General features: G+C 66.8%; 19 protein-coding genes. 7 read left to right on the top strand and 12 right to left on the bottom strand.

Going from position 1 to position 21,407, the window contains the following annotated elements; translation table 11 throughout:
* Positions 1-132: 132 nt before the first annotated feature.
* The 3 genes from OLX23_RS10865 to OLX23_RS10855 are packed head-to-tail and all read left to right on the top strand — an operon-like array spanning position 133 to position 4,102.
* On the top strand, positions 133-1,455 hold the full coding sequence (locus tag OLX23_RS10865; protein ID WP_264445013.1) for a replication-associated recombination protein A: 1,323 nt from the start codon (positions 133-135) through the stop codon (positions 1,453-1,455).
* Complete coding sequence (locus OLX23_RS10860) at positions 1,452-2,321, top strand: hypothetical protein (protein ID WP_264445012.1); 870 nt, start codon at positions 1,452-1,454, stop codon at positions 2,319-2,321. Before OLX23_RS10865 ends, OLX23_RS10860 begins: the two co-directional genes overlap by 4 nt.
* A 44-nt stretch (positions 2,322-2,365) precedes the next feature.
* Positions 2,366-4,102 carry a DUF885 domain-containing protein gene (locus tag OLX23_RS10855; protein WP_264445011.1) on the top strand — a complete coding sequence of 579 codons (1,737 nt, stop codon included), beginning with the start codon at positions 2,366-2,368 and terminating at the stop codon, positions 4,100-4,102.
* 137 nt (positions 4,103-4,239) lie between these two features.
* On the opposite strand, the gene OLX23_RS10850 is transcribed toward OLX23_RS10855, so the two are convergent.
* Both OLX23_RS10850 and OLX23_RS10845 read right to left on the bottom strand, forming a co-directional pair.
* A complete protein-coding gene (locus tag OLX23_RS10850; RefSeq protein WP_264445010.1) occupies positions 4,240-5,256 on the bottom strand; it encodes an inorganic phosphate transporter in 1,017 nt (338 codons plus the stop codon).
* Positions 5,253-6,359 carry a DUF47 family protein gene (locus tag OLX23_RS10845; protein WP_264445009.1) on the bottom strand — a complete coding sequence of 369 codons (1,107 nt, stop codon included), beginning with the start codon at positions 6,357-6,359 and terminating at the stop codon, positions 5,253-5,255. The genes OLX23_RS10850 and OLX23_RS10845 overlap by 4 nt, the downstream gene beginning before the upstream one ends.
* A 159-nt stretch (positions 6,360-6,518) precedes the next feature.
* On the opposite strand from OLX23_RS10845, the gene OLX23_RS10840 reads away from it, so the two are divergent.
* Entirely contained in the window at positions 6,519-7,319 is an 801-nt protein-coding gene (locus tag OLX23_RS10840; protein WP_264445008.1) for a SirB1 family protein, read from the top strand.
* Here the strand turns inward: OLX23_RS10840 and OLX23_RS10835 are convergent.
* From OLX23_RS10835 to OLX23_RS10800, 8 genes are all read right to left on the bottom strand, one after another.
* Positions 7,316-8,380: a PepSY-associated TM helix domain-containing protein gene (locus OLX23_RS10835; RefSeq protein WP_264445678.1), complete on the bottom strand. Its 1,065-nt coding sequence runs from the start codon at positions 8,378-8,380 to the stop codon at positions 7,316-7,318. The genes OLX23_RS10840 and OLX23_RS10835 overlap by 4 nt on opposite strands.
* Before the next feature lie 10 nt (positions 8,381-8,390).
* On the bottom strand, positions 8,391-10,568 hold the full coding sequence (locus OLX23_RS10830) for a TonB-dependent receptor (protein ID WP_264445007.1): 2,178 nt from the start codon (positions 10,566-10,568) through the stop codon (positions 8,391-8,393).
* 115 nt (positions 10,569-10,683) lie between these two features.
* A complete protein-coding gene (gene nadA, locus OLX23_RS10825) occupies positions 10,684-11,673 on the bottom strand; it encodes a quinolinate synthase NadA (protein WP_264445006.1) in 990 nt (329 codons plus the stop codon).
* Positions 11,674-11,764: 91 nt separating this feature from the next.
* On the bottom strand, positions 11,765-12,478 hold the full coding sequence (locus OLX23_RS10820; RefSeq protein ID WP_264445005.1) for a hypothetical protein: 714 nt from the start codon (positions 12,476-12,478) through the stop codon (positions 11,765-11,767).
* A gap of 80 nt (positions 12,479-12,558) precedes the next feature.
* Positions 12,559-13,230, bottom strand: coding sequence for a DUF4230 domain-containing protein (locus OLX23_RS10815; protein ID WP_264445004.1), 672 nt, complete (start codon positions 13,228-13,230; stop codon positions 12,559-12,561).
* Positions 13,212-14,084, bottom strand: coding sequence for an MBL fold metallo-hydrolase (locus tag OLX23_RS10810; RefSeq protein WP_264445003.1), 873 nt, complete (start codon positions 14,082-14,084; stop codon positions 13,212-13,214). The genes OLX23_RS10815 and OLX23_RS10810 overlap by 19 nt, the downstream gene beginning before the upstream one ends.
* Before the next feature lie 60 nt (positions 14,085-14,144).
* Positions 14,145-14,579, bottom strand: a complete 435-nt coding sequence (locus OLX23_RS10805) for a hypothetical protein (RefSeq protein WP_264445002.1) — start codon at positions 14,577-14,579, stop codon at positions 14,145-14,147.
* Positions 14,576-15,700 (bottom strand): hypothetical protein, encoded by a 1,125-nt coding sequence (locus OLX23_RS10800; protein ID WP_264445001.1) that lies wholly within the window; start codon positions 15,698-15,700, stop codon positions 14,576-14,578. The genes OLX23_RS10805 and OLX23_RS10800 overlap by 4 nt, the downstream gene beginning before the upstream one ends.
* Positions 15,701-16,115: 415 nt before the next feature.
* Here OLX23_RS10800 and glpK point away from each other — a divergent pair, with 415 nt between their 5' ends.
* The gene (glpK, locus tag OLX23_RS10795) at positions 16,116-17,612 is read left to right on the top strand and encodes a glycerol kinase GlpK (RefSeq protein WP_264445000.1); all 1,497 of its coding nucleotides are present in this window, start codon (positions 16,116-16,118) and stop codon (positions 17,610-17,612) included.
* 147 nt (positions 17,613-17,759) lie between these two features.
* Here glpK and OLX23_RS10790 read toward each other — a convergent pair whose 3' ends face one another.
* The gene (locus tag OLX23_RS10790; protein ID WP_264445677.1) at positions 17,760-18,221 is read right to left on the bottom strand and encodes a DUF1465 family protein; all 462 of its coding nucleotides are present in this window, start codon (positions 18,219-18,221) and stop codon (positions 17,760-17,762) included.
* Between the two features lie 160 nt (positions 18,222-18,381).
* Positions 18,382-18,579, bottom strand: coding sequence for a YdcH family protein (locus tag OLX23_RS10785; RefSeq protein ID WP_264444999.1), 198 nt, complete (start codon positions 18,577-18,579; stop codon positions 18,382-18,384).
* 215 nt (positions 18,580-18,794) lie between these two features.
* Here OLX23_RS10785 and OLX23_RS10780 point away from each other — a divergent pair, with 215 nt between their 5' ends.
* Positions 18,795-18,950, top strand: coding sequence for a YdcH family protein (locus OLX23_RS10780; RefSeq protein ID WP_264444998.1), 156 nt, complete (start codon positions 18,795-18,797; stop codon positions 18,948-18,950).
* 77 nt (positions 18,951-19,027) lie between these two features.
* The gene (ptsP, locus tag OLX23_RS10775) at positions 19,028-21,301 is read left to right on the top strand and encodes a phosphoenolpyruvate--protein phosphotransferase (RefSeq protein ID WP_264444997.1); all 2,274 of its coding nucleotides are present in this window, start codon (positions 19,028-19,030) and stop codon (positions 21,299-21,301) included.
* Positions 21,302-21,407: the final 106 nt, after the last annotated feature.

Here is a 21,407-nt window from a genome sequence, read left to right as displayed (position 1 = left end):
CCACGCCGCTCCGGCTCTCTTCCCGGATGTCGGCTTCGTCAATCGCGCCGTACACGCAGCAACGATTTGACACAGGAGTGCAGCATATCACAGGAGCGGTGCAAAGCCGCGCGATTGTTCCTAGATAGGCCCATGGCCGATCTCTTCGCGGGCGACATGCCCGCCCAGCCCCGCACCGACGAACCTGCTCCCGACGCCCCGCTGGCCGATCGGCTGCGCCCGCGCGACCTGTCCGAAGTGGTCGGGCAGGAGCATATCACCGGCCCCGAGGGCGCGATCGGGCGGATGGTAGCGGCGGGCCGCCTGTCGTCGATGATCCTCTGGGGACCGCCGGGCACGGGCAAGACCTCCACCGCGCGGCTGCTCGCCGATTCGGTGGGTATGCGCTTCGTCGCGATCAGCGCGGTCTTTTCCGGTGTCGCCGATCTCAAGAAGGCCTTCGCCGAAGCCGAGGTTGCCGCCAGGGCCGGCCAGCGCACCTTGCTGTTCGTCGACGAGATCCACCGGTTCAATCGCGCGCAGCAGGACGGGTTCCTGCCCTTCGTCGAGAAGGGCACGGTGACCCTGGTCGGCGCGACGACCGAGAACCCGAGCTTCGAACTCAACGCGGCTCTGCTCAGCCGCGCGCAGGTGCTGATCCTGCGCCGGCTCGACGCCGATGCCCTCGGCCGCCTGCTCGACAAGGCCGAGGCACTCGAAGGCCCGCTGCCGATCACCCCCGAGGCGCGTGAGGCGCTGATCCAGTCGGCCGATGGCGACGGACGCTTCCTGCTCAACCAGGCCGAGACGCTCTACGCCGCGAAGATCACGGAACCGCTCGATCCGGCGGGGCTCGGCGCCTTCCTCCAGCGCCGCGTCGCGGTCTACGACAAGGACCGCGAGGGGCACTACAACCTGATCTCCGCGCTGCACAAGAGCTTGCGCGGATCGGACCCGCAGGCCGCGCTCTATTACCTGGCGCGGATGCTGACCGCGGGCGAGGAACCGCTCTACGTGCTGCGCCGTCTGGTGCGCTTCGCCAGCGAGGACGTCGGCCTCGCCGATCCCGAAGCGCTCGTCCAATGCCTCGCTGCCAAGCAGGCCTACGAGTTCCTGGGATCGCCCGAGGGCGAGGTCGCGATCGCGCAGGCCTGCCTCTATCTGGCGACCGCGCCCAAATCGAACGCAGCCTATGTCGCGCAGAAGGCCGCCTGGCGCAGCGCCAAGGAAACCGGCTCGCTGATGCCGCCGCAGAACATCCTCAACGCGCCGACCAAGCTGATGAAGCAGATCGGCTACGGCAAGGACTATGCCTACGACCACGATGCCGAAGAGGGCTTCTCGGGCGCGAACTACTGGCCCGAAGAGATGGCGCCGCAGGCCTTCTACCAACCGGTCGAGCGCGGCTTCGAGCGCCAGGTGATCGAGCGCATGGCCTATTGGGACAAGCTGCGCGCCAAGCGGCGCGGGGAGTGACGGCGCGCTTCCGCCACTTCGCGGCTATCGATTGGTCGGGTGCCGCCGGAGAGAGGCACAAGGGGATAGCCCTGGCGATCTGTGCCGCGGGCAACGCTGCACCCGAATTGGTACGCCCCGGCCATCGCTGGTCGCGGCCCGAAGTGCTGGCCTGGCTGACCGAGGATATGCCTGCCGACACGCTCGTCGGGATGGATCTCGGCATCTCGCTCGCCTTCGCCGATCGCGACGCCTTCTTTCCCGGTTGGTCGGAGAGCCCCGCCGATGCCCGCGCGCTATGGGCGCTGATCGACAGCACTTGCGCCGACGATCTGCATCTGTCCGTATCCAGCTTCGTCGATCATCCCGAGATCGCCCGTCATTTCCGTCGCCACGGCGGGCGCGAGGGCGACTTGTTCGGGGGCGGCAGAGGCCGCTTCCGCGTAGCCGAGCTCGCGCAGCAGGCGATGGGCTGCAAGCCCTACAGCAATTTCAACCTCGTCGGCGCCGCACAGGTCGGCAAGTCCAGCCTGTCGGGCATGCGACTGCTGCACCGGCTGCAGGGCGACCTGCCCGTCTGGCCGATCGATCCGCTGCCCGCGAGCGGCTCGGTCCTCGTCGAAATCTACACGACGATCGCGGCGATGGCCGCGGGCCGGAGCGCCGGGCGATCGAAGATCCGCACCTTCGCGGAACTGAACCAGGCGCTCGCCGCGCTCGATAGCCGGCCCGTTCCCGGCGAAGGCGGGATCGACGATCACAAGAGCGACGCGCTGATCACCGCCGCCTGGCTGCGCCGCCACGGCACCCGCGCGGAACTCTGGGCGCCCGAAGGACTTACGCCGGGAATCGCGCGGACCGAGGGCTGGACCTTCGGGGCGGAATGACACAGATGTAAGCAGGAAACCGCCTCCCCGGGAAGGATCTCACGATGAATCGCACCTTGCTTTCGGGCCTCGCAGGACTGGCGCTGGCCACGGGCCTGGCCGGCCCCGCTTTCGCGGCCACGCCCGCCACGCAGACGAAGACGACGCCCCAGCCCTCGCTCGCCTGGAAGGCCTATGTCGAGAAGACCATCGCCGACTGGATGGCGATCTCACCCGCCGATGCGGTCTACCAGGGCGCGCATCAGTACGACGGCAAGATGCCCGACTGGAGCGAGGCCGGGCTCAAGGCCAGCGCCGACTTCTACCGCCGGGCGATCGCCGGCGCGAAGGCCTATAGCGGCCTGACCGGCGCCGAAGCCTTCGAGCGCGACTATCTGGTGCAGGTCTTCGAGGGCAAGCTGTTCTGGCTGGTCGATGCCGACCAGCCGCACAGCAATCCGGCCTTCTACGTCGGCGGCGGGCTCGATCCCAACGTCTACGTCAGCCGCGACTATGCCGACAAGCCGACGCGGATGAAGGCGATGATCGCCTTCTTCGAAACGATCCCCGCGGGTGCGCGGGCCATCCGCGCGAACCTCAACAAGCCGCTGCCGGCCAGCTTCATCAAGTACGGCGTCGCCGGCTTCGGCGGATTCGCCGACTACTATCGCGGTGATGCCCGCGCGGCCTTCGCCGACGTTGCCGATCCCGCGCTGCAGGCGAGGTTCCGCGAGACGTCGGAAGCCGCGGGTCAGGCGATGAAGGACCTGGCCGACTGGCTCAAGGCCCAGCCCGCCGCGCCCGAAGGCAGCTTCGCGCTCGGCGCCGCGCGCTTCGCCCGGATGGTCAAGGCGACCGAGGGTGTCGACGTGCCGCTGGCCGAACTCACCCGCGTCGGCCGCGCCGATCTCAAGCGCAACCAGGATGCGCTCAAGACCGCCTGCGGCCAGTTCGCACCCGGCGCGACGATCATCGCCTGCTTCGACAAGCTCAACGCCGACAAGCCCCAGGAAGGCCCGGTGGCGGCGGCGACGCGGCAGATCCCCGACCTGACCAAGTTCGTCCGCCAGCACGACCTCGTGACGATCCCCGGCACCGAGCAGGCGCTGGTGCGCGAATCGCCGCCCTACAACCGCCAGAACAGCGCCTACATCGATCCCGCCGGACCGCTCGAGAAGGGCATTCCCTCGATCTACTACATCTCGCCGCCCGATCCGGCCTGGTCGAAGGAAAAGCAGCTGGAATACATCCCCGGCGAGAAAGACCTGCTGTTCACTTCGGTCCACGAGGTCATGCCCGGGCACTTCCTCCAGTTCCTCCACTCGAACCGCACGCCCTCGCAGGTCGGCCGCCTGTTCGTCGGCTACGCCTTCGCCGAAGGCTGGGCGCATTACAGCGAGGAGATGATGGTCGAGGCCGGACTCGACGGCGGCGCGGCGGGCACGCGCGTCGGCCAGATCTCGAACGCACTGCTGCGCAACTGCCGCTATCTCTCGGCGATCGGGCTGCACAGCGGCACGATGACCCAGGCGCAATCGGACGAGATGTTCCGCAAGGAATGCTACCAGGGCGCGGGCACGGCCGAGCAGCAGGCAGCGCGCGGGACCTACGACCCGGCCTATCTGAACTACACCCTGGGCAAGCTGATGATTCGCAAGCTGCGCGCCGACTGGACCGCCAAGCACGGCGGGCGTTCGTCGTGGAAGGCGTTCCACGACCAGTTCCTCAGCTACGGCGGCCCGCCGGTGCCGCTGGTGCGCAAGGCGATGATGCAGGAACCGACCGCGAAGGCGGTGTTTTGAGGTAATCCTCCCCGGCACGGGGAGGGGGACCGCGACGCGAAGCGGCGTGGTGGAGGGGGCTCTCGGCTAAGGCTGTGCTTGCCGGATAACCCCCTCCGTCAGCCCTACGGGCTGCCACCTCCCCGTACCGGGGAGGATCAGAACACCCGCGTCAGCAGGTAGAACGCCGCACCCACCGCAGCCGAAGCCGGGATCGTGATGACCCAGGCGACCACCACGCTCTGCGCCACACCCCAGCGGATCGCCGAGGCGCGCTTGGCGGTGCCCGCGCCGATCACGCAGCCCGTGATCGTGTGCGTGGTCGAGACCGGAATGCCCAGCAGCGAGGCCGAGAAGACCATGATCGAGCCGCCGGTCGAAGCGGCGAAGCCCTGGTGCTGCGACAGCTTGGTGATGCGGCTGCCCATCGTCTCGATGATCTTCCAGCCGCCCGACATCGTGCCCAGCGCGATCGCGACGTAACACGAGATCGCCACCCAGTGCGGCACCTCGAACTTACCCGAGAGGTAGCCGGTCGAGTAGAGCAGCACGGTGATGATGCCCATCGTCTTCTGCGCGTCGTTGAGCCCGTGGCTCAGCGAATAGGCGGCCGAGGAGAACAGGTGGAGGAAGCGGAACGAGCTTTCGGCCGCGCGCGAGGTCGAATTGCGGAAAATCCACGAGGTCAGCAGCATGATGAACATCGACAGGATCATGCCGAGCACCGGCGACAGCACGATCGCGAGCAGGGTCTTGTTGAGGCCCGACCACTGGATGCCCTCGATACCGGCATGGGCCGTGCCCGCACCGATCAGCCCGCCGATCAGCGCATGGCTCGACGACGAGGGGATGCCCTTGAGCCAGGTGACGACGTTCCAGAACATCGCCCCGATCAGCGCGCCGAACACCACGCCGGGCGTGACCAGGTGCTGCTCGATCAGCCCCGAGCCGATCGTCTCGGCCACCTTGTGCAGCGCCGGAAAGATGATCGACAGGAAATAGGCGGCGAAGTTGAACACGGCAGCGAAGATCACCGCCTTGACCGGGCTCAGCAGCTTGGTCGCAACGACGGTCGCGATCGAGTTCGCCGCGTCGTGGAGGCCGTTGAGGAAATCGAACGCCAGCGCGACGAGGATCAGCCCGACGAGCAGCGGGAACGCCAACTCGTGCGTCATGCGTGATCGATCACGATGCCGTCGATCTCGTTGGCGACGTCCTCGAGCGCGTCGACGATGCGCTCGAGATGCTTGTAGATCTCGCGCACGACGATGAACTTCAAGGTCTCGTTCTCGCCGCACTGGGCGAAGGCCTTCTTCAGGCCGGCGTCGTGGATCTCGTCGGCATGGCCTTCCATGCGCACGAGGCGCTCGGTCAGCTCGTGCAGTCGCGGGCCGTTGCGCGCGACGTCGCGCAGCAGCGGCAGCGCCTCGGCGGTGACGCGCGCGGCATCGACGATGATCGCGGTCATGTCGCGCATCTCTTCGCTGAAATCGGCGAAGTCGTAGAGCGACACGGCGCCGGCGGCCGCGTTCATCTCGTCGACGGCGTCGTCCATCGCCCCGATCAGGCTGGTGATCGCGCCGCGGTCGAACGGCGTGAGGAAGGTCTTGCGCACGGTCTGCAGCACTTCGCGGATGATGTTGTCCGCGTCATGCTCGCGCTCGTGGATTTCGCGGATGTGATCGGCGCGCGCGCCGCCGCCCTGGAACAGTCGTGCCAGAGCATCGGCGGCGGCGACGATCGTCACCCCGTGCGCCTCGAACATATCGAAAAAATTGCCGGTTTTCGGCAGAAGCCGCTGGAACCACGCGAACATGTTACTCACCTTGGATTTTTGCGCGACGAGGTGGAACACGCCCGTGCGCCTGGCCGCTGCCTTGAATTCCGATGACGCGAAGGAGCGCATGAGATCGCGCAGGTCGGTCTCGTCGACCGCCTCCGCCGCCTCGGGCAATGTGAACCAGCGGCGTTCGCGCTGGCCCTGTTCCTTCCAACGATCGAGTTCGTCGGTCACCGCGAGCGGAAACACGTCGACATCGACCATCAGCGAGGCGCCGTTGTTGCGCCGCTTGCGATAGCGATAGGAGCCGAGCGGGATCGGGCAGACCGATCCGGCGATGCCCGCCTCTTCCTCGGCCTCGAGCGCCGCCGCCGCATGCGGCGCGACGCCCGTGGGCACGTTGCCCTTGGGAATCACCCACCGCCCCGTGCCGCGAGAGGTGATCAGCAGAATCCGCACCGACGCGTCGAGCGCGGATCCTTCGGTGCGATAGGGCAAGGCGGCAATCTGGCGGATGCGGTTTTCCCGTGCGGACTTCGAGTCCCTTGAACGCGCCGTTGCCCCAATCCGTTCAATGTTACAATTTTATTGCAGCATCAAACTGTGCGAAATCGAGCCGGACTGGCGCAGCGCGCCCGGCAGGGCCATATATCGGCCATGGAATCCGAAATTGCCACGCTCGGCCTGCTCGACGACGAAGAGATCGAACTCGACAATGCCGCCCTGCTTCTCAGCGAACTCGATCACGACGGGATCGCGCTCGAACCCTACTACGCGATGCTCGACGACATCGGCGATCGCCTCTCCGCTTTCACCGCCGCCGATACGCCGGCCGAACAGGGCGAGGCGCTGGCCCAGGTGTTCCACGACGAGTTCGGCTTTACCGGCGATTCCGACAGCTACGACGCGCCGCTCAACGCCGATCTGATCCGCGTGCTCGATCGCAAGCGCGGCCTGCCCGTCAGCCTCGCGCTGCTCTACGTCGCTGCTGCGCGCCGCATGGGCTGGCCCGCCTTCGTCACCAACACCCCCGGCCACGTCCTCGTGCGCCTCGGCGACGAGACGCCCTATCTGATCGACCCGTTCCACGACGGCGAGCCCGTCCCCGCCGACCGTCTCGCGGCGATGCTCGAAGGCGCGCTCGGCCCCGACGGCAAGCCGGGCCCGCAGCACGTCGCGCCGATGTCGAACCGCGCCACCCTGGTGCGCCTGCTGCTCAACCAGGCGACGCGCGCCGAGCGCGGCGGCGATCCGCTGCGGGCGATGGCGCTCTACGAACGCATGACCCTGTTCGCGCCCGACAACGGCGATGCCTGGTGGGAACTCGCAAGGCTCCAGCTGCAGCTCCAGAACGTCGATGCCGCGCGCGGCAGCCTCAGCGCCATGCTCGAGGTCACGCGTGATCCCAAGAAGCGCGAACTGATCACCACAACCTTGCGGGCGATCGCCGAGAGTTAGGAAATCCGCGGGCCCACGGTTCCGCGGCGGAACCAGAAGCTCCAAACCGCAAGGCTGCCGAGCACCACCAGCGCCAGGCCGACGGCGGTCATCACCAGGCGATAGAACAGCCCGCCGATCTTCGCCGCGTGAAGCGGATAGAAGGTGTAGTAGCCGCGCACTACGGCCGGCTGCGCCAGCGCGTCGCGCGCTTCGACAAGCTTGCCGGTGTCGGCGGCGAAGTAGAGCATGGTGCGGCCATTGGGCAGCCATTCGTCGGGCTGCTTCATGCGCAGGGTGATCAGGCCGTTGCCCTGGCGCGGCAGGCCGAGCGTGCGCAACTGGGCGTCCGGGAACCGCGCGTGCGCCGCCCGGATGATCGCCCGCCAGTCGGGGTTATCCGCCAGCTTGGTCTTGTCGACCTTCGGCGCCTTCCCCGCTTTCGCGATCATGGCCGGAGCCGAAGGACCGAGCGCCAGCGCCGAGACCGGGCGGAACACCATCGATGCGCCGGTATAGGTCACGAGCAGGACCAGCGGCGCGACCAGGATGCCGAGATCGCGATGCTGGCGCACGATCGCCGGCCGGCTCATGCGCTTGGGCCAGAGGCGGAATTCGAAGGTCTTGCGCGTGCGCCACCACAGGAACACACCGCTGATCGCGAAGAACACGCCGGCGAGCCCGGCCAGGCCGACCACGATCTCGCCGGTGTCGCCGGCGAAGAGGTGGTGGTGGAAATCGAACAGCCACAGCTCGGGCCGCTCCCACTGGCTCGACCAGCGCGTGACCAGATTGCCCGCCTGGTCGACATAGGCGCCGGCATCGCCCTTGAACGACAGCCGGTGCAGGCCGAACTCGTCGCTCGCGAAATTGATGCTGCGCGGACGCGCCGCCGGATCGGCCATGAGCCGCTCGACCGTCGTCGCGATCTGCGCCGTATCGGCGATCCGCGCATCGCCGGCGTGCGGCAGCATGATCCAGGCGTCCTCGTGCACGAGGATCGCGCCCGACAGGCCGAGCAGCGCGAGCACCAGCCCGAGCAGCCCGCCGATCCAGCGATGGAGGAGGTCGAGAGTCTTCAGGAAAGCCCCCTTAGAACCTGTAGTCCCACGACAGCGTGAAGGTCCGGCCGCGGCCCGCGAAGAAGGCGAGGTTGTCGGTCGGCAGGCGCGTATCGCTCGAATAGTCGATGTAGAATTTGTCGAACAGGTTCTGCACGCTCAAGGTCAGCCCGCCGAGACCTTCGGTCTGGTAGCGGATCGACGCGTCGGTGACGTTGTAGCCGCCGAAGTTGTTGCGCTGATCGGGGCGCGGCTTGCCGGCATCGGCGTTGAAGGTGCGCGACAGGTAGAACTGCGACTGCAGCACCGCCGAGATCGGCCCCTTGTTGAAGGTCGCCGAGAGATTCACGCGGTCGGGCGAGATGTTCACGCCGTCGAGATCGGTATCGACGATCCCGTCGGGCGCGTTGCGGGTGGCGTCGCTGTCGAAGCGGCCCTTGATGTGGGCATAGCCGACGCCGAGCTTGAGGCCGTCGATCGGGGTCTCGGTGCGCAGGTTGATCTCGATGCCCTCGATCTCGACCCGCTGGCGCTGGACGTCGAAGTTGCGGTCGGTGCCCTGGATCAGCAGCTGTCCCTTGTCGCTCGACGACCAGAAATAGGTAGCCGAAGCGTCGAGCGGCCCGCGCTTCACTTCGACGCCGATCTCGCGGTTGTTCGAAACGATCGGCTCGATGTCGAGGTAGTTGTCGATGTCGATGCCGGTCGTGTTGATCGCGCGGGTAATGCGGCCGATGTCCGGCACGGTGAAGCCCTCGGCATAGGAGGCATAGGCGCGGATACCGGCCCAGGGCTCGATGATGACGCCGCCGTTGATCAGCGCATCGCTGAACTTGGGCTTGCCGCCCGAGACGGCCACGCCACCGAAGGTCGCCGGATTGGTGCCGACCGCCGTCGTCGAAGCCAGGGTGCGGAAATCGTCGATCTTGATCTCGACGTTCTCCCAGCGCACGCCGCCGGCGAGGCGCAGCTTGCCGTCGAACAGCTTGAGGTTGGCCTGGCCGAACGGCGCGAGGCTGCGGAAATCGCTGGGCGGCACCCAGACGCGGCCCGTGGCGATCAGCGCCTGCTCGGTCTTGTCGAACAGCGCGTCGAAGCCGATCGTCGTGGTCAGCGCGTCGAGGAAGGTACGCTCGTAGCTGAACTTGGCGCCGAGCTTGCGCGAGCGGTTCTGCGACTGGTCGAACAGCGTGCCGATCGGCGCGATCGCCGGATCCTGGAAGGTCGCCTGAGTGACGACCTCACCGCCGAAGGTATCGCGGCTGCGGTTGAAGAACACCTGCGCCATCAGGTTGCCGCCAGCGACGTCGCTGTCGGTATAGGTCAGCGAGACGCTTTCGGTGCGATTGGCGGCCGGCTTGCCCGGCGGCGTGCCCGCGACGGCGCTGGTCGGGACGCCGGTCGTGCGATTGCCCGCCAGCGGCACGAAATCGCCGTCGACCTTCATCTCGAAGCGGCTGGCGATCAGGTCGAGGCGGCCGCTCGGCGTGACCTGGTAGCCGAGGCGCGCGAAGACGTTCGTCGTCTTCGAATCCTGCGTCTCGCCCTGCGTCAGGTTGAGCCCGACGCGACGATCCTGGCCGTCGTAGAACACACCGCGCTTCTCGTAGACCGCGCCCACGGTCATGTCGAAGGCACCCGCCTTGTACTGCAGCAGGCCGCCGGCCTTGTAGCCGATGCCGTCGCCGGTGAAGCCGTTGTCGGCGGTCGCCTGGAGCAGGGTGCGGCCCGACAGGCCCTCTTCCTGCGGCGCGCCGACGGTCACCTGGTTGACGATGCCGCCGGTGCCGCCGATGCCCTGCAGCGCGTTCGAGCCGAAGATCAGCTCGACGCGGTCGATGAAGAAGCCGTCGATGGTGAAGCCGTCGCGGCTGCCGTCGCGCAGCGGGGTCGACTGCGGGATGCCGTTGATCGCATAGAGCGGCGAACGCCCGCGCAGGGTCTCGCCCGCACCCGAAAGCTTCTGCCGCGTCGGCGAGAACGAGGGCGTCAGGGTCGCGACCGCGTCGGTCACCGAACCGCCGATCGTCATCTGCTGGTCGAGCACGTCGCGGCCGATCACGTCGACGGTCAGCGGCAGCGCGTTGAGCGGCAGCGCGGTGCGCGCGGCGGTGACGATGATGGTCTCGTCGGGCGCATCCTCGGCGAAGGCCGGCGAAGCGACGATCGCGAGCAGCGCGGAAGAGACGAGGAACGACGAACGAAGCATGGCAGGCAACCCCTGGAAATCAGGAGCGCCGCCTAGCCTTCAGTCGATGCTAATGCAATCGACTCTCATTAACTGACGCCACCACAACATAGACTGTGGCAAATTCACAACAATGTCAGCTCCGCGCGCCGAGATCGCCCTTGCCCAGGGTGCCGCTGGCCATCTCGAGCATGGCGTCGAGGCTCTTCTTCGCGGCGAGGCGCAGGCCTTCCTCGATCTCGATCCGCGGCTGGAGATCGCGCAGCGCGAGGTAGAGCTTCTCCATGGTGTTGAGCGCCATGTAGGGGCAGATGTTGCAGTTGCAGTTGCCGTCGGCACCCGGCGCGCCGATGAAGGTCTTGCCCGGCAGCGCCTTTTCCATCTGATGGATGATGTGCGGCTCGGTCGCGACGATCAGCGTGTCGCCTTCCATCGTCTTGGCATATTGCAGGATGCCGCTGGTCGAGCCGACATAGTCGGCATGGTCGATGATGTGCGGCGGGCACTCGGGATGCGCGGCGATCGGCGCTTCGGGATGCTCGCCCTTGAGCTTGAGCAGTTCGCGCTCGCTGAAAGCCTCATGGACGATGCAGACGCCCGGCCACAGCAGCATTTCGCGGTTGAACTTGCGGCTGAGGTAACCGCCGAGGTGCCGGTCGGGGCCGAAGATGATCTTCTGCTCGGACGGGATCTGCGAGAGGATCGTCTCGGCGCTCGACGAGGTGACGATGATATCGCTGAGCGCCTTCACCTCGGTCGAGCAGTTGATGTAGGTCAGCGCGATGTGATCGGGATGCGCCTCGCGGAAGGCCTTGAACTTTTCGGGCGGGCACGAATCCTCGAGGGAGCAGCCGGCGTCGAGATCGGGCAGGACAACGATCTTCTCGGGGCTCAGGATCTTGGCGGTATCGGCCATGAACTTGACGCCGCAGAAGGCGATCACCTCGGCATCGGTCGCCGCCGCCTTGCGGCTGAGCTCGAGCGAATCCCCGACGAAGTCCGCCAGGTCCTGGATCTCGGGCTTCTGGTAATAGTGCGCGAGGATCACGGCCTTGCGCTCCACGCGCAGGCGATCGATTTCGGCGCGCAGGTCCAGGCCGGTCAGATTGACGTTTTGCACGGTCATCGGAAGCTTTTCATCCCTCGGATCTTTGCCGCGCAGATAGGGACTGCGCCGCCAGTTCCCAAGGAGAAAATCGCCCCAATGAGCAAACGAGTCAGACGGTGACCATCCCCTCGGCCAGCGCGATCCAGGCCGGGATCCGCGCCACCGTCTCGACCACGACGTGCGACAAGGTCACCGCCAGCATCGCCGCCAGGGTTGCCTGATGGACGTGGCCGAGCACCTTGCGATCGTGGCGCACGACGATCGCGAAGACGCCGAGCTGCACCGCCAGCACCAGCCATTCGCCCCAGGGCATGATGAAAGGCATCGGCAGGATCCGCCCCAGCGCCGGCTCCATGATCATGATCAGCGCGCCCAGCATCAGCCGGCGATGCCATTCGGTCTGCCGCCGCCGCGCCACCGCGAAGGCGATCAGCGCCGCGAAGAAGGCCAGGCCGATCTGGGTCAGCGCGAGGAAGTAGGGCGGCGAGAAGAACGGCGGCTGGCGCCCGGCCGTGATCGCATGGAGTCCGGCATAGGACCCGGTGACGACCACCGCCGCGGCCAGCAGCACGCCGATCCAGCCGAGCCGCCGGTGCAGCGCCAGGTTGTCGCGCTGGATCAAGGTGGCCTGGGTCACCGACAGCGCCAGCCAGCACAGCATGACCAGCCCGTGCAGGTGGACGTGGATCGGCGCCAGCGCGGGCTGAACGAAGCCGCGCAAGGCGAACTGCACGAAACCGAAGACGATGAACGCGGCGATGCCGATCATCATCTTCTGCCAGAACGATTGATCGACCGCCGTTACCGGCGCGAGCGTTGCCATGATGAAGTCCCCCAACCCCAAATGTGCCGCGGATATTACCGCAGACCGGGCCGGCGAGGAAGGGCTTACTGGGAGGGCTTTCAGCCCGGCGCGGGCTCGCCGTCGAAGCGCACTTCGACCGTCACCGCGCCGAAGCCCGCGACCTGGAGCGGGATCGCCAGGTTCTGCCGCACCGCCTCCTTGGCGGCGGCGCGGGCGAGGCCCATCAGCACGGGGTTCGCCGCCTCGGCCGCGGCCTGGCGCTCGGCGAGTTGGGTGTTGGCCTTGGTCAGCCGCGCCTGCGCGCCCTGGGTGATCCACACGCCCTCGCGCAGATATTGCGCGCGGCCCTCGTCGAGGTTGGGCCGGCCGATCTGCAAGCCCGGCAACCGCACGTCCATGCGCTTCGCTTGCGGATTCCAGGTCAGCCGATCGCGGTTCATCGCCGAGAGGTCGATCGTATAGTCGACCCGCGTCGGGATTACCGCGACCTGGCGCGACTTGATCAGGCCGAACACCTGCTCGTCGTCGTTCGACACCACGGGCGAGAGCTGCGCCGAGAACACGGTCAGCCGGTTCTGCTTCTCGAAAGCGGTCAAGGTCGTCGCCAGCGGATCGCCCGCGGGCCGGGGGCCATAGGCGCCCCAGGCCAGCCACACCGCGAGGGCCAGTGCGACGACGAAGAGCAGCCAGGGCAGCGCCGCGGCCCGAGCAGGTGGGCGCGCAGGCTGCGGTCGGGAAGTGTCGGGCGGGTTCAGGCGGCGATCGTCCATGTCTGGTCAGAACGGACGACTCGCCCGCGGCGTTCCAGGTCGATCAGATGGGCGAGCACCGAACGCTCGGCCGCGGGCCAGAGCCGCGGGTCGACGCCCTTGTACATCGCCGGCACCATTTCGGCGATCTTGTGCGTGCCGCCCTCGATCTGGCGGACGATCTGGTTCTCGCGCTGGCGGCGATGGCCGATCATCCCGCGCACGAGCTGGCGCGGCTTGGTCACCGCCGGGCCGTGCGCCGGGTAATAGACGCTGTCGGCGCGGTCGTGGAGCTTGGCGAGGCTCGCCATATAGGCGGTCATGTCGCCGTCGGGGGGCGAGACCACCGAGGTCGACCAGCCCATGACGTGATCGCCGGTGAACAGCGCCCCGCTCTCCTCGAGCGCGAAGCACAGGTGGTTCGAGGTATGCCCCGGCGTCGCCACCGCGGTCAGGGTCCAGCCCTCGCCCGAAATGCTTTCGCCATCGGCCAGCACGCGGTCGGGCGCATAGTCGGGATCGAAGCTCGCGTCGGAGCGCGGGCCGTCGTCCGAGAGCACCAGCGGCGCGCAGCCGACGATCGGCGCCCCGGTCAGCGCCTTCAAGGGCGCGGCGGCGGGCGAATGGTCCTTGTGGGTATGCGTGCAGACGATCGCGACCAGCCGGGCCGTGCCGATCGCCGCGAGCAGCGCCGCGAGGTGATCGTCCTCGAGCGGCCCCGGATCGATCACCGCGACCTCGCTGCCGCTACCGACGACGTAGCTCTGCGTGCCGGTGAAGGTGAAGGCCGAAGGATTGGCGGCGAGCACGCGGCGCACCAGCGGCTCGAGTTCCTCGGCCGTGCCGACGGGCCAGGGTTTGGCGGGGAATTCCATGGGGTGCGATATGGGGCGATGGGCTGGGGTTGTCGAGGGTGGGTGGAACCTTGGGGACGGCTAATAGTACCCCAAGCGTCCCACAAAGAAGCTGCCGACGCGGGGATCGTCTTCGTCTGCTTCCATATCTTCACGGAAGCCAAGGCTAAGACGATCAGAGGTTACTCCGTCACTGTCGATCGCCACCGCCGGATCCAAACGTTTTAGAAGCAAAGTCCCTTCCTCCACGGGCATGCCAATCAGTTCCACCCCTTCCAGCATTGGTCGAGAGGGAGGGAAAAAGTCCATTGCCTCCAAAAATCCTCCCGAGGTGAAATGGCAGAAAAAACCCAGATCTTGATAGCTGTCGGTCGGAAGAAAATCCTCCTTACCACCAATCCCCAAATTACGATTGAACGTATGAAATTCGGCCGCCAACCGCGCCCTAACCTCATCTATCGACATTCCGAATTTTATATCGTTTACCCCCAGCAGAGGGGAAATTTTAAATATCATTTTATCAACCCCCTTTCTCGACTATATTGAAGCATTTGTTCAATTCCGTCATCGTATCTTGAGCCAAACTCCTTTCGCACGAGATCAATATCCATCTGCATGGCCGCTCTAAAATCACCCTTCGCAATTAAATCTCTCTGCGCCGCACGGAATTGATCTGCCTCCTTGGTTTTCAAGGATGTCAGAATTTTACGGTGATCTTCCTTGGTCATGGCGATTGTAGGACCATCTCCACGCGACAAGGAGGTCACTGCATCTCCTGGGATATGATGCGATTCGTATCCGGCTACACCTCTAACATGCCGGTGGGCCCCACCCCGCTGCACGACCCCATCGACAACCTTCAGGACGGTATCCTTGGTGACTTTGGAGGTGGCGAATGGCTTGGCAATCCGCGCCCCTCTCACCACCCCACCTACGACCGCACCGGCAACAAACTTGCCCGCCCCGAGAATCGGAACGTTACTTGCTAACGATATTGCGTCATCAAGGTCGGCATCGCCCTGTATAACATTGACGGTTGCGGCCCCCACGTCGATTACCGGATTGACCTTGCGGAAAGCCTTGACGATCTCTTTGTCGGCAACCTTGGACCTATGATTCAACAATACCCGATTGGCATCCAATCGGGCCTGAAAATCGTCCAGATCGGCCCGAACTGCCGCACTCGGGTTCGCCCCCGCCGCCTCACGCAAGCGATTGAGACCCGCCTGCCGCTTGTTCAATTCGAAGTAGGTGTCGGCATTGCCAGCCTGAGACGTACGATCACGAACGAACTCACTTCCGAACCCGGCATCGACACGCCCCGGCGCACTGGGCGTCGAACCGTTCTGATGGCTGGGACTGCCCGAGGCAGGCAGCCGAGGCCCTGCCTGCATGGGACGCCGGCCCGCCCGTGAGCGTTCTGAGGACTGACTGTGGCGTGCAGCAGCACTTGCACCCCAACTTACCGTCACGCCCGGAGCAGAGGTGAACCGCCCCAGTTCGTCGTGATAGGGATTGAACTTGCGCTCGACGCGCTCAAGCCACTGAGCGGTGGTCAATCGTTGCCCCGTTCGCAGGTAGTGATCGAACGCAAGACGATTTGCGGATTTGTTCTCGGCAATAGGGCCAATTGGCATGTTAATGCTCCCAGACTCGCAGGGAACATGATAAGAACATTCCTACATTTCAAATGAAATTTGTCCATATGGGTTAAATTTTGAAGTTACTCGATGCCATTTACATTCTGCCGCACCGAACTCCCGCAACCCTCCCATTCCCGTCATCCCCGCGAAGGCGGGGATCCATCTCCCGAGTTGGCGGCCAACACCACGGCAGCGATCGAGGAAACGCCGGCGATGGATCCCCGCCTTCGCGGGGATGACGGGTGAGAAGGGTAGGGCACAAGCGGGATGGGGCGAAGAGGATCACCGGCAATCGGGGCCACTCTACTGGCGTAAATCAAACACCTCCGCCTCTGGTCGCGAGAAAGCCTGGCCTAACACCGCAAGGGATGCTGAAACGCTCCGCGACAACGAAACGGGAGCAGGCCTCATGACCAAGACCGACGACCTGATCCTCGTGCTCGACGCCGGCACCACCTCGACCCGCGCCATGGTGTTCGACCGCACGGGCCGGCAGTGTGCGCTCGTGCAGCGGGCGCTGACGCAGTTCTATCCGCAGCCCGGCTGGGTCGAGCACGACGCCGGCGAGATCTGGGACGCGACGCTCGCCTGCGCGCGCGAGGTGCTCGGCCGGATTTCCGAGCAAGGGGGCGGCCGCGTCGCCTGCCTCGGCATCACCAACCAGCGCGAGACCGTGGTCGCCTGGGACCGCGCGAGCGGCGCGCCGCTGGCGCGCGCGCTGGTCTGGCAGGATCGGCGCACCGCCGAGACCTGCGCGGCGCTACGCGAGGCCGGGCACGAGGCCACGGTCCAGGCGGCGACCGGGCTGCTGCTCGATCCCTATTTCTCGGCGACCAAGATGCGCTGGCTGATCGACCAGGTGCCCGAAGTCCGCGCCGCCGCCGAGGCCGGGCGGCTGGCGCTGGGCACGGTCGAATCCTGGCTGGCCTTCAAGTTGACCGGCGGCGCGCACGTCAGCGACGCGACCAATGCCAGCCGCACGAGCCTGCTGCCGCTGGCCCTTGCAAAAAACGGCAGCACCTGGGACGCCGGGCTCTGCGACCTGTTCGGCGTGCCGCTGGCGGCGCTGCCCGAAGTGGTCGACAATTGCGGCGCGATCGGCACGACCCTGGCGGAATGGTTCGGTGATGAAATCCCACTCACCGGAATGGTTGGCGATCAGCAGTCGGCGACTCTGGGCCAGGCCTGCCTGGCGCCGGGCGAAACCAAGGCGACCTACGGCACCGGCGCTTTCGTGCTCGCCAATATGGGCAGCGCGGTGCCGCGTTCCGCCAATCGCCTGCTCGGGACCGTGCTGTGCCAGGTCGCAGGGCAGCGGACCTATGCGCTCGAAGGCTCGGTCTTCGTCGCGGGGTCGCTGATCCAGTGGCTGCGCGATGCGCTGGGGCTGATCGCCAGCGCGCAGGAGACCGAGGCGCTCGCGCGATCGGTGCCCGACAGCGGCGGGCTGGTCATCGTCCCCGCGCTCTCGGGATTGGGCGCGCCGCACTGGCGGCCCGAGGCGCGCGGGGCGATCACCGGCGCGAGCTTCGCCACGACCAAGGCCCACGTCGTGCGCGCCGCGCTCGAGGCGATGGCGCTGCAGACGCACGACCTGGCCGAGGCCTTCGCCCGGGACGGCGCGCGCTGGACCGCGCTGCGCATCGACGGCGGCATGAGCGCCAACGACTGGATCGCGCAGGACCTCGCCGACATGCTCGCACTGCCGGTCGAGCGACCCGACTTCGTCGAGACCACGGCGCTGGGCGCGGCCATGCTCGCGGGGCTGGGCGCGGGACTGTTCGGCTCGCTCGACGAGGCGGCCGCGGCGATGCGCGGCACGGTGCGGCGGTTCGAGCCGGCGCTGGACGAGGGCGCGCAGGCGGCAAGGCTGGAGCTGTGGCAGGAAGCGCTGGCGAAGGTGTGAGGGCTTTATCCTCCCCGGTGACGGGGAGGTGGCGCGCGCGGAGCGCGTGACGGAGGGGGTTCTCGACGAAACGCAGCTTCGGAAGGAGAGCCCCCTCCACCACCCGCTGCGCGGGCGGTCCCCCTCCCCGTTCCCGGGGAGGATGGCCTAACGGCTCGCCGCCCGGATCCGCTCGCGTAGCGCGGCGATCGCGCTCGGGGCCTGGGCGTCGTGATCGCGCCAGCCGTTGTCGAGCCGCATCAGCCGCGCATAGAAGCGCTCGGTCGCGCCGATCAGCACGCGGATCTCGGGATCGAGCAGCGCCAGCCGCTCGGGCTCGCCGCCGGCGGCGTCGGGCGAGAGGCGGCCGTGGCGGCGCAGCTGGAATTCGCTGAGTTCGCCCATGAAATAGGCGCGGTGGTTGAGCAGCCAGGCGATGGCGTGCATCATCCGCGTGGTCGTGCGCAAAGCCTCGCAGGACAGCGCGATCCGCGCGAGGTCTTCCTCGCGGCCGGCGTTCTCGATCCGGCCCGAGAGCATGAAGGCGGCGCGCACCTCGTCCGACAGCACCAGCGCTTCGCTGTAGAGGGCATCGATGATGCGCGGATTGATGGTCACCGGTTCTGTCATGGTCACGCCGGAATAGGCCCGCGCGAGTCCGTGTCGCAACCGGGATTTATCGCGATCGGCGATTCAAATTGGGACTGTGCAAAAGTGGAACAACGGTACTGCACGGCTCGTCGCGGACGGCGACGAGACGAGGGGTAATTGGGTCCGAAATGGTGAAGATTCAGGCGATGATGTCGGGGATAAGATAGTCCTCGACGATCGCGATCTGGTCCTTGAGCCGGAGCTTGCGCTTCTTGAGTCGGGCGATCTGGAGCTGATCGATCGCATTGGCGCTCGCCAGGGCATCGATGGCCGCGTCGAGATCGCGATGCTCGATCCTCAGCGCCTCCAGCCGCTTGCGCAGCTCTTCGTCGTTCACGCGGGCATTCTCCAAAGCACCGCCCGGGACCCTAGCGGTTCCGCCGGCGAAAAAGACCACATCCCCGCTTAACGCAGACTCGCCGCGTTTCGCCGAAATGTCACATTTACCACCTTCGCAAGATAGGCCGAATATGGTTCCCTGACAATCGCGCCGCACCCTTCGGGAACGAGTCGCTTCTCGGATGGTGGGCCCCAATAGGAGGACCCAACCCAATGGACGCATCGCATCTCAGCGCCCTGCAGCACAAGCATGCGGGACTGGAACGGCAGATCCAGGCAGAATTGAGCCGCCCCCTACCGGACGATACGGTCATTCAGTCGCTGAAGAAGCGCAAGCTCCGCATCAAGGAAGAACTCTCGCACATCTGACGGACTTTTTGCACGATGATGGCTGCGCGGTCCCGTGCCGCGTTTCCAAAGCCGTGGCTTTGGGCTAGTCGAGGCGCATGACCAGCGCAGCCGTCGCCGCCGCCAGAACGATCCTCAACCGCCTGCACGAGGTCATGGCCTCGCGCAGCCACGCCCAAGCGAAGCTCAACACCGTCGTCGAGGTGATCGGCGAGGGCCTCGATAGCGAGGTCTGCTCGATCTATCTGTTGCGCGAGGGGATGCTCGAGCTGTTCGCCACGCGCGGCCTGGCGCAAGAGGCCGTGCACGTCACGCGCATGGCGATCGGCGAAGGCCTGGTCGGCACGATCGCCGACAACGTCGAGACGCTGAACCTCGCCGAGGCGGCCGCGCACCCCGACTTCATGTACCGCCCCGAAACGGGCGAGGACCGCTTCCACTCGTTCGCCGGCGTGCCGATCGTGCGCAAGGAGCGCTGCGTCGGCGTGCTCTCGGTCCAGCACGTCGAGCCGCGCCGCTACGAAGAGGTCGAGATCGAGGCGCTGCAGACCGTGGCGATGGTGCTGTCCGAGCTCATCGCCAATGCCGAGCTCGTCGACGAGGACGACTATGCCAGCGCCGGCGCCCAGACCGGCTCCGAGCTGCTGCGCGGCCTGACTCTGGTCAAGGGCCTGGCCTCTGGCTGCGCGGTCTACCACCAGCCGCGCATCACCATCGAGCACGTCGTCGCCGAGGACACCGAGGCCGAGCGCCAGCGCGTGTTCCACGCCTTCGACAAGATGCGCGAGCAGATCGACCGCATGGCCGCCCAGGCCGAATTCGGCGTCGGCGGCGAGCACGAGGAAGTGCTCGAGACCTACAAGATGTTCGCCTACGACGAAGGCTGGGCGCGCCGGATCAACGAGGCGATCGATTCCGGCCTCACCGCCGAGGCGGCGATCGAGCGCGTGCAGCAGCGCACGCGCATGCGCATGCGCCAGATCGACGATCCGCTGCTGGCCGATCGCATGCACGATCTGGAAGACCTGTCGAACCGGCTGCTGCGCATCGTCTCGGGCCAGCTCGGCACGGCGGCGAGCAAGGGGCTGCGCAACGACGCGATCCTGATCGCGCGCAACCTCGGCCCGGCCGAACTGCTCGAATACGACCGCCGCCGGCTCAAGGGCGTGATCCTCGAGGAAGGCTCGCTGACCGCGCACGTCGTCATCGTCGCGCGCGCGATGGGCATTCCCGTGCTCGGCCGCATCCGCGGGCTGCGCGGCCAGGTGCGCGAGGGCGACGCGCTGCTGCTCGACGGCGACCAGGGCACCTGCACGGTGCGCCCGGCACAGGCGCTGACCGAGGCCTTCGAGGCACGCTTCGCCAAGAGCCGCGAGCGCCAGGCCGCCTATGCCCTGCTGCGCGACGTCGAGCCGGTCAGCAAGGACGGCCAGCGCATCACCCTGATGATGAACGCCGGCCTGCGCGACGACATGCCGAACCTGACGCTGACCGGCGCCGACGGCATCGGCCTGTTCCGCACCGAGTTCCAGTTCCTCGTCTCGGCCACCCTGCCCGCGCGCGAGCGGCAGACGCGGCTCTACCGCGAAGTGCTCGAGGCCGCGGGCGACCGGCCGGTGGTGTTCCGCACGGTCGACATCGGCGGCGACAAGGTCCTGCCCTACCTGCGCCACGACGACGGCGAGGGCGAGGAGAACCCGGCGATGGGCTGGCGCGCGATCCGCGTCGCGCTCGAACGCGAGGGCCTGCTCAAGGCCCAGGCGCGCGCATTGCTCGAGGCCGCGGCCGGACGGACGCTCAACGTCATGTTCCCGATGATCTCCGAGCCCTGGGAATTCGACGCGGCCAAGACCGTGTTCGAGGGCCAGCTCTCGTTCCTCAAGGCGCGCAAGAAGCAGTTGCCCGAGGCGATCCGCTATGGCGCGATGCTCGAGGTGCCGGCGCTCGCCGAACAGCTCGACGTGCTCGCGCCCAAGCTGTCGTTCCTGTCGATCGGCACCAACGACCTTACCCAGTTCCTCTTCGCCGCCGATCGCTCGAACCCCAAGCTGGCCGAGCGCTACGACTGGCTGAGCCCGTCGATCCTGCGCTTCATCCGCCGCACGATCGGTTCGCTCGAGGGCCATGCGGTCGATCTCACCGTCTGCGGCGAGATGGGCGGCCGCCAGCTCGAGGCGCTGGCGCTGCTCGGCGTCGGCATCCGGCGGCTGTCGATCACCCCGGCGGCGATCGGGCCGATCAAGGAGCTCGTGCGCAAGATCGATCTCGGCGCGATCAAGGCGGCGATGGACGGCTGGCTGGCCACGCCTCCGCCGAGCCTGCGTGCGGCGCTCGAGGACTGGACCTGCAAGCACGGCATCACCTGCGACTGATCGCGCCGAGGCTTCCGCCTGGCGTGGGCGCGCGGTCCACAGGCTTGTGTCACAATCGCAGCGAGCGCAAGGGCGCGGGCTTGACTTGACGGACGGGAGCGCGTTT

Source organism: Novosphingobium sp. JCM 18896 (assembly GCF_025938095.1).
Lineage (GTDB): Bacteria > Pseudomonadota > Alphaproteobacteria > Sphingomonadales > Sphingomonadaceae > Novosphingobium.
The sequence above is the reverse complement of the archived record's forward strand: the minus strand, read 5'-3'. Positions and strand labels throughout refer to the sequence as shown.

Bases quoted from the DNA above. Each gene is read 5' to 3' on its own strand.
- OLX23_RS10850 (WP_264445010.1), bottom strand. From the start codon at position 5,256: ATGACGCACGAGTTGGCGTTCCCGCTGCTCGTCGGGCTGATCCTCGTC.
- ptsP (WP_264444997.1), top strand. From the start codon at position 19,028: ATGACCAGCGCAGCCGTCGCCGCCGCCAGAACGATCCTCAACCGCCTG.
- OLX23_RS10800 (WP_264445001.1), bottom strand. From the start codon at position 15,700: ATGCCAATTGGCCCTATTGCCGAGAACAAATCCGCAAATCGTCTTGCG.
- OLX23_RS10810 (WP_264445003.1), bottom strand. From the start codon at position 14,084: ATGGAATTCCCCGCCAAACCCTGGCCCGTCGGCACGGCCGAGGAACTC.
- OLX23_RS10840 (WP_264445008.1), top strand. From the start codon at position 6,519: ATGGAATCCGAAATTGCCACGCTCGGCCTGCTCGACGACGAAGAGATC.
- glpK (WP_264445000.1), top strand. From the start codon at position 16,116: ATGACCAAGACCGACGACCTGATCCTCGTGCTCGACGCCGGCACCACC.
- OLX23_RS10830 (WP_264445007.1), bottom strand. From the start codon at position 10,568: ATGCTTCGTTCGTCGTTCCTCGTCTCTTCCGCGCTGCTCGCGATCGTC.
- OLX23_RS10780 (WP_264444998.1), top strand. From the start codon at position 18,795: ATGGACGCATCGCATCTCAGCGCCCTGCAGCACAAGCATGCGGGACTG.
- OLX23_RS10790 (WP_264445677.1), bottom strand. From the start codon at position 18,221: ATGACAGAACCGGTGACCATCAATCCGCGCATCATCGATGCCCTCTAC.
- OLX23_RS10855 (WP_264445011.1), top strand. From the start codon at position 2,366: ATGAATCGCACCTTGCTTTCGGGCCTCGCAGGACTGGCGCTGGCCACG.
- OLX23_RS10815 (WP_264445004.1), bottom strand. From the start codon at position 13,230: ATGGACGATCGCCGCCTGAACCCGCCCGACACTTCCCGACCGCAGCCT.
- OLX23_RS10805 (WP_264445002.1), bottom strand. From the start codon at position 14,579: ATGATATTTAAAATTTCCCCTCTGCTGGGGGTAAACGATATAAAATTC.
- OLX23_RS10820 (WP_264445005.1), bottom strand. From the start codon at position 12,478: ATGGCAACGCTCGCGCCGGTAACGGCGGTCGATCAATCGTTCTGGCAG.
- nadA (WP_264445006.1), bottom strand. From the start codon at position 11,673: ATGACCGTGCAAAACGTCAATCTGACCGGCCTGGACCTGCGCGCCGAA.
- OLX23_RS10865 (WP_264445013.1), top strand. From the start codon at position 133: ATGGCCGATCTCTTCGCGGGCGACATGCCCGCCCAGCCCCGCACCGAC.